The organism is Shewanella sp. 125m-7, from assembly GCF_052977045.1.
This window is the reverse complement of record NZ_JBRILQ010000012.1, coordinates 105,307-116,614: the sequence shown is the minus strand read 5'-3', so window position 1 is coordinate 116,614 and position 11,308 is coordinate 105,307. Positions and strand designations below refer to the sequence as shown.

Genomic DNA, 11,308 nt, shown 5'->3' with positions numbered 1-11,308 from the left:
TATTGTTAACTCGGATTAACAAATAAAGTTCTCATCATCTTTATCTGCAATAGAGTTTTATTAAGCACGACATTGCTCACACACTCTTTTGGCCGAGATATTATCTCGGCTATTTTTTTGCCTAAAATTCAGTGTTGAGAAGGTGACTCAGCAGAGGGCAAGCAACTCCGCGCGCTCCATACGCTATTTTGCTTTCTTAAAAGCGACTAGTCTCTCGACATGCCGCTATGCTTATCGCTGAAGTGCAAGCCTTCGTAGGGGGTATTACTCTGATCCTCTATGGCTTTATGATATAAGCCTATGGTAAACAAACTACCTTTGCCTACAGTAGAGCTCACCTCAATGGTGCCACCAATACGCTTAATGATGCCGTAGCTAAGGGATAAGCCTAATCCGGTACCATCCTTACGTGTAGTGTAAAACGGGTCAAAAATACGGCTAAGCTCCTCTTCAGGAATACCTTTACCCTCATCTTCAACTTCAATCTTAACCCCTACAGGCTCGCCATGCTGCACCCAATCATAGGTGCGGATCCAAATTTGGCCTTTACCGTCCATTGCATGAGCTGCGTTCACCACAAGATTAATCAATACCTGTAGCAGTTGCGGGCGGTTAACTTCAATAGGGTAGCTGGCATTAAGCTCTTGGTTAAGCACCACCTGCTGCTTTTGAATAGAGTGACGGACTAATACCAACATCTCTTCGATAATGGGGGTGATTTGGTGCATCTCTAACGGCGCATTGAACTCACCTGGGCGGCTATACTGTAGCAAGCTACGAATAATGGTACTGATGCGACCCACTTGCTGAATGACCAATTCAATCTCTTCTTCTACGTCTTCGGCTCTGTCGCCAAGCTCGTACTTAAGCAGCTCCATATTGCCTAAGATCACCGCAGTCGGATTATTGATCTCATGGGCAATACCTGCTGTAAGTTCACCCAAAGCTGTTAATTTTTCATTGATCACCAGCTGCTGTCGGGTCTCATTAAGTAGGGCAACGTTAGCTTGTAGCTCTTCAGTTTTTTCCTGCAAGCTACGGGTGCGCTCTTCAACCTTAACCTCCAACTGCTCCGCAGCGGCTTGGATCTGGGTGTTACGACGCTGCAACAGATCCAGCATATTATCAAACTGCTCTGCAAGGTTAGACAGTTCGTTATCGCTATCTAAGCCTAACGAGCCAATGCGTAAGTTACGGCCTGACTGCACCGCTTTTACCACATGGTGAATACGCTCAATCGGCTGCAATAAACTGTAGGCACCGCGATAAACCAGCCAACCCGATACCAGCAATACCAACATCAAGATGGTGCCCAATTCGATAATGTTCAGCAGGTAATTATGGATAAACGGCGACTCAGAAAATCCGGTATAGATCATACCAATACGTTTGCCATTGATATCTTTAAGTGGCGCATAGGCCGAAATAAACCAATCATTAAACACAAAGGCTCTATCGACCCAGAGTAGGCCCTGATTCAGCACTTTTTCGCGCACTTCAGATGACACCAAACTACCGAGCGCACGGCCCTGTTGATCATCCCCTTGCGGGAAGAAATGCAAAGGTACGTTAGTACTGATACGAATATTGTCGAGAAAGATGGTCACGGTACCGATTGAACGTTCCGGCAGAGTGCCCTTGTCGTACACTAGGTCGCGAATATGATCGACGATGCGAGTATCACGATTAAGCATGATGCCGCCATCGAGATACCAAGCCACGTTACCATTGATATCGGCAACAGGCAGCAAACTACGACTTAACAGACCCCGCTTCTCTTCATGCTTACTCGGCTCTTGTGCCCGCAAGGTCTTCATCACAGGAATAATGGCGCGTTCGGCAAGCTCAGGATCGATACGTGCCAAACGGCTTGGCTCAAGCACCATTAACCCAGAGAAGGGGGCTACGCCTTCGATATGCGGCAACATCTGTCTTAGATCGGGGTCGGCTGCGGCTTCAGACACGCTAAGTAGTCGCAAAAAGTCTAAATTAAGATCTTTTTTGGCTTGGTCCAAACCTTGTTGCAGCAGATTGCGTTGCAGATTGGAGTCATTACCGATTTGGCGAAAATCATTCTGAAACTGCCAAGATTCCATCACCAGTTCAAGCTGTTTTTCTTGATTATCCTGAACGGTAACAAGGGTGCTGTTGGCCACGGTCAAATCAGCTTTGACCTTCATAAACAGCTGCTTACCTGTGTAGCTTATATTCCAATATATGGTAATAAAAACCAAACTGACTAAGGTCAGCAAGATTGGCAACAAGGTTAAAATCAAGATGCGATAACGCACCTTAGCCTGCATTTGTTGCCAAGTCACACCAAACATATTAGAAAAAAACGACACCTATACTCCCCTTAGCGTTTTCTAGTCTTCTTTGGCGGCGTCACCGCCAAACCACTCTTTATATTTTCTATCTAGTGTTTTACGTGACACACCAAGGTCCCGCGCTGCCGCTGACTTGTTACCGCCGTGTGCGTCAACCACTCGGGTGACATGGTCACGCTCAACATCTTTTAGCGCCCATTGTAATGGATAACCCGATTCGACCACCATTTCGGCTTTTGGCTGAACCTTCCAGTACTCGGCTGGCGGCTTGCCTAACAAGATGCAACGCTCAATCATATTTCGCAGTTCGCGAATATTACCTGGCCATTCGTGTTGTTGCAGCTTTAATAAGTCTTCATGACTCCAAACGACCTCTTTAACCCCCAGCTCTGCAGCTAACTGGCAGGTAAAGTGATGCGTAAGCTCAACGATGTCTTCTGGGCGCTCACGCAGTGGCGGGATCACAATATCCAGCACGTTGAGGCGATAGTACAAGTCACGTCTAAAGTTGCCCGCTTCCACTTCTTCTGAAAGCTTACGATTGGTTGCGGCTAATACGCGCACATCGATGTTAATTTCTTTTTCACTGCCGACAGGTCGAATAGTACGCTGCTCAAGCACACGCAATAATGCGGTTTGCATCTTAAGCGGCATTTCACCAATTTCGTCGAGGAAGATAGTACCACCTGAGGCAAAGCTAAATAAGCCTTCTCTGTTTCCTTTCGCGCCAGTAAAAGCACCGGCAGAGTGCCCAAATAGCTCACTTTCTAACAGTTCAGGGGCTATAGCGCCACAGTTAACCGGAACAAATGGACCTTGGCGGCCACTGAGAATATGTAGCTGTCTGGCCACCAGCTCTTTACCTGTGCCAGACTCGCCTTCAATTAATACCACCGCATTGGTTGGCGCTACGCGCTCAATAACATGCTTAACCTCTGTCATCGCATCGCTTTGGCCAATAATGGTCGAAGACTGATTAAAAGACACCTCACGGCGCAGCATTAGATTTTCACGCTTAAGCAGACGTCGTTCAATACAGCGGTCAACCGCTTTCATCATCTGTTCTAAATGAAACGGTTTCATGATGAAGTCAGACGCACCCGCACGCAGCGCTTTAATAGCCACATCCATATCGGCGTAACCCGTCATAAAGATGATGTCTGAGCGTCTTTCTTGATCGTTAAGCGCCTCATGCCATTCAATACCCGAGCGGCCAGGCAGACGAATATCAACAATTAACAGATCGAAATGACAACGTGAACGCAGTTGCTCAGCATCTTCGACGCTAGAGGCTGTTTCAACTAAGGCAAACTTCTTCGCAAGCGCTTTCTTTAAAAAGCTGCGCATGCCGGGTTCGTCATCAACAATCAATACAGATACAGCGGAAGGAAGTGGCTTCATATTATTCATTCTCTGTCCCATCTTGTCTGTCTGAGGGACATTTTGACTCATTATGCAACAAGTCTATCATCTAACCAGTCTAAATAGGTCACTATGAACCATGTAATCGCGACCTTGGGACATAATGTCTGCGTTTTTTTTACCATTGATGGGATGTAGATCGCACAAGTGTTACAAATGTGAGCTCAAATAATACAATTTAAGCATGGCATCAAACTTGCTTTTCTATGGAGTGAATTCGATTTCAACCAGGCACTCAGGTATCGAGAGAGGCCTATTTTATTTTCCCAAGGAGTAAAAATGCTAAACCTTAAACGCGTTATTGGTCTTGCGGTTACCGCTGCGCTATTTGTTGGTATGCCAGCTCAAGCCAACGAAGTCATCAAGCTTGCGACAACAACGAGTACTGAAAACTCGGGGCTACTTAAAAATCTACTACCAAAATTTGAAGCTGAAACAGGCTATCAGGTACAAGTTATCGCAACAGGTACGGGAAAGGCACTTAAACTTGCTCGCCAAGGTGACGTTGATGTTGTGATGACTCATGCTCCAGGTGCTGAAGCTAAGTTTGTTGAAGAAGGTTACGGCCGCCTACCACGCGGCATTATGGAAAACGATTTCGTGGTTCTTGGACCAAAGAACGACCCGGCTCAAATCCGCTCAAGCAAAACAGCTGAAGACGCATTTGCTAAAATCGAAAAATCGGGTGTACCTTTTATTTCACGTGGTGACAATTCAGGCACCAACATGAAAGAATTACTAATCTGGGAAAACGCAAAAATCACTCCTGATTTCAAAGGCTACACTGCAGTTGGTCAAGGTATGGGCAAAACCCTACTAATGGCTAGTGAATTAGAAGCTTATACACTGTCTGACCGTGGCACTTTTGTCGCTTATTCAGGTAAAATAGACCTAGCAGTAGATTTTGATGGCGGTGCAGCACTTGCTAACCCATACCAAATCATACTTATCAGTGAAACCAAGTACCCGACACTAAACCATAAGGGTGCCAAGGCATTGAGCGACTGGCTGATCGGCGCTGAAGCGCAAGGCATGATCAACGATTATAAAGTTCAGGGAGAGCAATTGTTCAAGGCAACATATAGCGAATGAATGAAGGCTGGTTAGCCCTTATACAGCAGGCATTAAGCCTGCTGTTTTCAATGGACCCTGAAGTGTGGTCCATTATAGCAGTATCTTTTTCAGTATCATTTGCGGCGCTAGCGATCACGCTATTGCCTTCGATGATATTGGGCTTTCTGCTGGCCTTTGCACGCTTCCCCGGCCGCTGGTTAGTCACCAATCTGATTCAAACTCTGCAATCGATCCCTACCGTTGTAATAGGCCTGTTAGTTTATTTACTGCTGACACGTATGGGGCCTCTTGGGGATCTCAAATGGCTGTTCACTCAAAAAGGCATGATTTTAGGCCAGATGCTAATCTGTGCTCCCGTCCTTGTTGCCATGAGCCAGGCCGCTTTTACCAGTGTCGATCGCCGCGCTTGGGAAACCTCGCGAACATTGGGCGCTCCCGCACTTAACGCGATATGGGCTGTCTGCAGAGAACTTAAAGTTCCACTATTATTAGCTATTGTAGCCGCATTTAGTCGTATTTTGACTGAAATAGGCTGCTCAATGATGGTGGGGGGCAACATTGCAGGCGTCACACGTAACATTCCCACTGCGATTGCACTGGAAACCAGTAAAGGTGATTTTGCACAAGCGATTGCACTAGGGATTGTACTACTGGTCCTAGCACTCATTTTAAACTTTGCACTTGGTACATTAAGAGGCAAAGCTGAGCCGAGGAGTCATTAAAAAATGGCGACTACAATGGCAACAGCCAATACCAGCGCTACAGCAAAGATCATTGCACAAAATCTTAAGATGTGTTTTGAAGACAAGCACCTATTTAGCGCTGACAAATTGGTTTTTGAACAAAACCGAGTCATTCATCTGCAAGGCGATAATGGCTGTGGTAAAACCACATTAATGAAGTTGCTCGCAGGTTTTATCCCACCAACATCTGGCAGCATTCACGCTGAAGGGTTTGCTATTGCCCCATGGTGGCGTAGCGGTTCGATTACTGGTAAGGCGATTTATTTGCACCAGCACCCTTACCTGTTTGAAGGCTCAGTGCTGTACAACCTGACTTATCCATTACGGTTTTTAAGTACAGATAAAGCACTTATCAAAGCCCGCACAGAACACGCTATCGATAGGGCGCAACTACGTCACTTGTTAACCCAAGCCGCCTCCAGCCTATCAGGCGGAGAAAAGCAGCGTCTAGCCATTGCTAGAGCCTGGATTGTCCAGCCGAAACTATTAATGCTAGATGAACCGACGTCCAATATGGATAAACATTCTCAGCAATTAGTTTTACAGATGATCAGCGACTTGAAACAACAAGGCACTGGCATGCTAATTAGTAGCCATCAGACTTGTATGTTAACTAAAGTATGCGATCATGCCTGGCTGGTTAGCGATAAAACAATTACCACTGACAGCATCGATGTATTAAAGAGCAGTAATGATGATGCTCATACCGATGCGTCAATGACGTTAACTATTTCGGTTGGATAACGGGATTACCAAATTTTGGTAAAAGACTGCAATAAACAAAAAGGTAACAGTGATGGCGGTAAAAGTTGATGCAGTAATCCTTGCTGGCGGTATGGCCAGACGCATGGGTGGCAATGACAAGGGTTTAGTCGAGCTAGACAATCAGCCGATGATTAAACATGCAATTGATCGGATACAACCTCAGGTTAAGGAGATCCTGATCAACGCAAATCGTAACCAAAACCGTTATTCTGAGTTCGGTTTTAAGGTGATCAGCGACCAAGATAGCGGCTACTTAGGCCCATTAGCAGGCATGATCACCGCGATGAGCAATACAGACGCGCAATATTTATTAGTCGTTCCTTGCGATTGCCCACTGTTACCAAAAGATTTAGTCGCTAGAATGCTAGCGAAATTAACGGCTGAAGATGCCGAACTCGCTGTGGCGAGTGACGGTAAACGCGAGCAACCTGTCGTCATGCTGCTCAAGCCAAGTTTACGCGCATCCATGAAAGCATTTTTAGATGCTGGCGAACGCAAAATCGATTTTTGGTACGCCAAGCATCACTATGTGGTCGCTGAGTTTGCAGATCAGCCTAATGCGTTTGTAAACGTAAACACACCAGAACAAAAACAGCAGCTTGGCGATGCCATAGCGAATGAAAAAAATCACTAGAGGTGTAAATGAGCATACCTTTTACTAATCCGTTATCGATTCCTGTACTCGGATTCTGTGCTTATAGCGGTACAGGCAAGACCACATTATTAACGCAATTAATCCCAGAGCTTAATCGCCGAGGTGTGCGACTCGCAGTCATTAAGCATGCTCATCATAATTTCGATGTCGATATTCCTGGTAAAGACAGCTATGAGATGCGTAAAGCCGGTGCCAAACAGATGTTAGTCGCCTCTCATGTGCGCTGGGCATTAATGACCGAAGACGCCAAAGATGGTGATCCTGAGCTGCCACATTTGCTGAAACAGATTGAAGCCGACAAGGTCGATATCGTCCTAGTTGAAGGTTTTAAAAAGCTCGAACTTCCTAAAATTGAACTGCACCGCGCCGCTCATGGCAAACCGTTTATCCACACTCATGATGACAATATTCAAGCCATTGCTTGCTGTGATGATACCGAGATCCCAAGCGAGCTTCGCCGTTTAGATATCAATAACATTGATCAAATCGCTGATTATGTCAGTGAGTACATTGCCGCATGGAAGCCATGCCCGGTTGATTTGCCAATGACGCCAACCTGTGGCTGCGAGTTAGATAACAGCAGCACGCTGTCAGTTCGACAAGGTATCGATAAGATTTTATCTTACGTTAAGCCGGTAACCGCAACAGAAGCGGTTGAGCTTGATGAACTAGAGAACCGTATCCTTGCAAGCGACGCCATTTCACCTGTCGATGTGCCACAGCACACCAACTCAGCAATGGACGGTTACGCCTTTAAACTGAGTGATGACAGCAGCGCAGCGTACAAGATGGTTGGCGAAGTGATGGCTGGCCACGCTTACAATGGCACGATTGCCGCCGGTGAAGCCGTGCGCATTATGACAGGCGCACCATTGCCAGCAGGAGCAGACACGATTCAGCTACGCGAGCTTGCCAACGAGCAAGATGGCGAAGTGCGTTTTGAAGGTGAAATGAGCCTAGGCCAACACGTACGCCAAGCGGGTGAAGACATTGCTCAAGGTGCAACGGCCCTTGCAGCCCACACTCGCTTGCACGCCGCAGAGCAAGGTTTATTAGCCTCATTAGGTTTTGGTGAGTTACCGGTATTTAAGCGCCCTAAAGTTGCGGTATTCTCAACGGGTGATGAAGTATGCCAGCCGGGCGAGCCATTAAAAGCCAACTGCATTTTCGATTCTAACCGCTACACCATTAAATCGATGGCAAAGAAGCTAGGTTGTGAAGTCATTGATTTAGGCATTATTCAAGATTCAGAAGCGGCATTGGCTCAGGTGCTAAAAGATGGCGCAGCACAAGCTGATATCGTCATTAGCTCAGGCGGCGTATCCGTTGGTGACGCCGATTATATTAAGACGGTACTTGAACAAGTAGGACAGATTAACTTCTGGCGTATCAATATGCGTCCGGGTCGCCCGTTAGCATTTGGTCAAATTGATGACTCGCTATTCTTCGGCTTACCGGGCAATCCAGTTGCCGTAATGGTGTCGTTCCTGCAGTTTGTACAACCCGCAATTCGTAAGCTTGCAGGCGAGCAAAACTGGGCACCAACTATGGTACCCGCAATCACTGATAAACCACTACGTAGCCGTACCGGTCGTACAGAGTTTACCCGCGGTATCTATCACTTAGGTGCTGACGGCAAGTTACATGTAACCACAACAGGTGCACAGGGCTCAGGGATGCTTAGCTCTATGGTAAAAGGGAACTGTCTCATCGTGATTGGTGAAAAAGATGACCAGTTAAATCCAGGTGACACAGTTTACATTCAACCTTTTGCCGACCTCCTTTAAGAGGCCATGTAGGTAGTAGTATGAGTTTAATCGTTGACACTTTTGGTCGCACGGTAGAATACCTGCGGCTATCAGTCACAGACCGCTGCGATTTTCGCTGCGTGTACTGCATGAGTGAAGATCCGTGCTTTTTAGGCCGGGAACATGTACTCACCCTAGAAGAATTAGCTTGGGTCGCCCAAGCTTTTACTGAGCTAGGCGTTAAGAAGATCCGTTTAACTGGCGGTGAGCCGTTAGTGCGCACCGACTGCGATCAGTTAGTGAAGCTATTAGGTAAGCTACCAGGGCTTGAAGAGTTGTCGATGACAACCAACGGCTCGCGTTTAACCCGCTTCGCGCAAGAGATGCATGATTCCGGCTTAAACCGACTCAATATTAGTCTCGACACCTTAAAGCCCGATCTATTTACGACGTTAACCCGTAACGGTAAAGTCGACCGGGTGATCAAAGGTATCGACGCCGCCATCGCTGCAGGCTTTAAAAAGATTAAGATCAACGCGGTGATATTGCGTGGTCAAAACGATGATGAAGTCTTAGATTTGATTGAGTTTTGCCGCGAACGTGACTTAGATATCGCCTTCATCGAAGAGATGCCGCTTGGCGTGATTGATGAGCGCAAGCGCAGCCGCCATTGCAGCAGTAAAGAAATTCAAGACATCATCAGCGAGCGTTACCCATTAATCGCCTCAAACAGGCGTACCGGTGGCCCAGCACGTTATTTCACTCTGCCCGGCAGTGACATTCATGTGGGCTTTATCTCGCCACACAGCAACAACTTCTGCCACGAATGTAACCGCGTCCGCGTCACGGTAGAGGGCAAACTGCTACTCTGCTTAGGCAATGAAAACTCGGTAGATTTGAAAGCGATTGTGCGCGAGTTCCCCGGTGATATCGAAAAGCTAAAGACAGCGATTCTAGACGGCATTCAACACAAGCCCAAGGAACACCATTTTGACCCCAACGGCGAAACCCAAATACTGCGGTTTATGAATGCAACGGGCGGTTAACTGTTGCTTGAACAGTTAGTTTTCGCTTGTTGGTGGTTTGTTTAGCTGAAGTGTTTGACTGTTAGCTTGTGCTACATACACAAAACCCGACGTAATGTCGGGTTTTCTGTTTTATCAAAACGCAGTATAAGGTAATGAATAATTCACGGTTGATATCCAACCTTTCAAATCCCTATAGGCTGTCCCTAATTAGCCTTTCTTACTTTTGCTAATACCTCCGGCTTTTTCAATTCTGTAGCCAAAAAGGAAACCCATTGCTTTGTATACAAATAACCATCAAATCCCTCTATAAAAGATGCATATTCACCTTTAAATGCTGGTGCATTATCCCGAGGGCGAGCTTCAAAGTATTTCCAGCATTTGGTATGAAGTAGCATATTAAAAGAAGGGATTTTTTCACGAACAAGAACCATTACTTTTGATGGCTTAAGTTTGTAAGGGTTTTCAATTCCTTTAATGAAAGCTACCCCCTGCTCATAATTTTGTAGCTCTTCTTCGGTTAGCTTATTTACATTTATAAACTCGACTGCAATATCAGATGACTTTGCATGATTACCCAGCTTTGGAACTAACATAACGCGAATGCGATATTGCTGACTCTCTACTATATCCTCTTCTAAATCAGCACGGTAGGTTTCCATGTAATGGCGAATAACCTTATAGTTTTCCTTCTGAAGCTGTTTCATTGCATCTATTTGAGCTTGTTCTGAAATACGACTTAATTGCATTGCAATAGCGAGGTTTGTGCATAAAGCATGAGTATCACCAAACTCTTCAGCCAAAATATTTTCAAAATTAATAAGGGCAGCTTGGCATTCACCCGCAACAGCAAGATCTATGGCAGGAAGGCTGCGGTGTTCAATCTTATTTCTTAACCCTATTAGGAACTGAAGATTGTACTTTTCCGGACGCTCTATACCATTCCAATATTGGTTACAGCACTCCAATAACTCCCACGCTTTTTCTTCACCGTCAATGATAACTGGTTGTCCATCTTTTAGATGAAAGTAGTTAATGCCTTTCTTTTCGAAAATTGCATGAAAAAGCGCAGTATAAGCAATAACAATATTTACGATATAACCGTAAGTTTTAAACTCTGTATAAGGATTGTTGTATGTAGAGACTGCAAGTAAGGCGAACTCTCTAGCTTTGTGCAGTAGCATACCTTTAACTGATTGATCTGCTACTTGTTGTAACTTTTGACTATGAACAGCCCTAAACTCTTCTTTACTTAAAAACTTAACTCCTGCTGTTAGGTAATGAGAGCCATCCTTTTGAACATATTGGTGCCAACGCTTTGATGGATATGTACCACAAGTCTGCTTTGTCCAACCAGTTACCTTAGCTAACTCGTCAATCGTAAACGACTCTCCCTCAGTTTCTTTTGAGGACAAAAACTCGTAAGCTAAATCTACCTTGTCATATCTACTCAATCCACATACTCCCAAACGATAAAAAGCTAACTAACAGTACTTTAAATTTATTTTCGTGCACCTCACTTTTTCCACTCGAATATAAACTATTGTTT

The 11,308-nt window shown here is 45.6% G+C and carries 9 protein-coding genes; 6 read left to right on the top strand and 3 right to left on the bottom strand.

Features of this window, described 5'->3' with window-relative positions; all coding sequences use genetic code 11:
- Positions 1-206: 206 nt before the first annotated feature.
- Together ACVBIL_RS08240 and ACVBIL_RS08235 are read right to left on the bottom strand one after the other, a co-directional pair.
- The gene (locus ACVBIL_RS08240; protein ID WP_447166493.1) at positions 207-2,345 is read right to left on the bottom strand and encodes a sensor histidine kinase; all 2,139 of its coding nucleotides are present in this window, start codon (positions 2,343-2,345) and stop codon (positions 207-209) included.
- Positions 2,346-2,366: 21 nt separating this feature from the next.
- Complete coding sequence (locus tag ACVBIL_RS08235) at positions 2,367-3,749, bottom strand: sigma-54-dependent transcriptional regulator (RefSeq protein WP_447166498.1); 1,383 nt, start codon at positions 3,747-3,749, stop codon at positions 2,367-2,369.
- A 279-nt stretch (positions 3,750-4,028) separates the two neighbouring features.
- Here ACVBIL_RS08235 and ACVBIL_RS08230 point away from each other — a divergent pair, with 279 nt between their 5' ends.
- The 6 genes from ACVBIL_RS08230 to moaA are packed head-to-tail and all read left to right on the top strand — an operon-like array spanning position 4,029 to position 9,780.
- A complete protein-coding gene (locus ACVBIL_RS08230; protein ID WP_447166492.1) occupies positions 4,029-4,841 on the top strand; it encodes a substrate-binding domain-containing protein in 813 nt (270 codons plus the stop codon).
- Positions 4,838-5,545 carry an ABC transporter permease gene (locus ACVBIL_RS08225; RefSeq protein WP_447166491.1) on the top strand — a complete coding sequence of 236 codons (708 nt, stop codon included), beginning with the start codon at positions 4,838-4,840 and terminating at the stop codon, positions 5,543-5,545. Before ACVBIL_RS08230 ends, ACVBIL_RS08225 begins: the two co-directional genes overlap by 4 nt.
- Before the next feature lie 3 nt (positions 5,546-5,548).
- On the top strand, positions 5,549-6,310 hold the full coding sequence (locus ACVBIL_RS08220; protein ID WP_447166490.1) for an ABC transporter ATP-binding protein: 762 nt from the start codon (positions 5,549-5,551) through the stop codon (positions 6,308-6,310).
- 52 nt (positions 6,311-6,362) lie between these two features.
- Positions 6,363-6,965 carry a molybdenum cofactor guanylyltransferase MobA gene (gene mobA / locus ACVBIL_RS08215; RefSeq protein WP_447166489.1) on the top strand — a complete coding sequence of 201 codons (603 nt, stop codon included), beginning with the start codon at positions 6,363-6,365 and terminating at the stop codon, positions 6,963-6,965.
- Between the two features lie 8 nt (positions 6,966-6,973).
- Positions 6,974-8,773 carry a bifunctional molybdopterin-guanine dinucleotide biosynthesis adaptor protein MobB/molybdopterin molybdotransferase MoeA gene (locus tag ACVBIL_RS08210; protein ID WP_447166488.1) on the top strand — a complete coding sequence of 600 codons (1,800 nt, stop codon included), beginning with the start codon at positions 6,974-6,976 and terminating at the stop codon, positions 8,771-8,773.
- 20 nt (positions 8,774-8,793) lie between these two features.
- Entirely contained in the window at positions 8,794-9,780 is a 987-nt protein-coding gene (moaA, locus tag ACVBIL_RS08205; RefSeq protein ID WP_447166487.1) for a GTP 3',8-cyclase MoaA, read from the top strand.
- Between the two features lie 185 nt (positions 9,781-9,965).
- Here moaA and ACVBIL_RS08200 read toward each other — a convergent pair whose 3' ends face one another.
- The gene (locus tag ACVBIL_RS08200) at positions 9,966-11,213 is read right to left on the bottom strand and encodes a DUF3644 domain-containing protein (RefSeq protein ID WP_447166486.1); all 1,248 of its coding nucleotides are present in this window, start codon (positions 11,211-11,213) and stop codon (positions 9,966-9,968) included.
- Between the last annotated feature and the right edge of the window lie 95 nt (positions 11,214-11,308).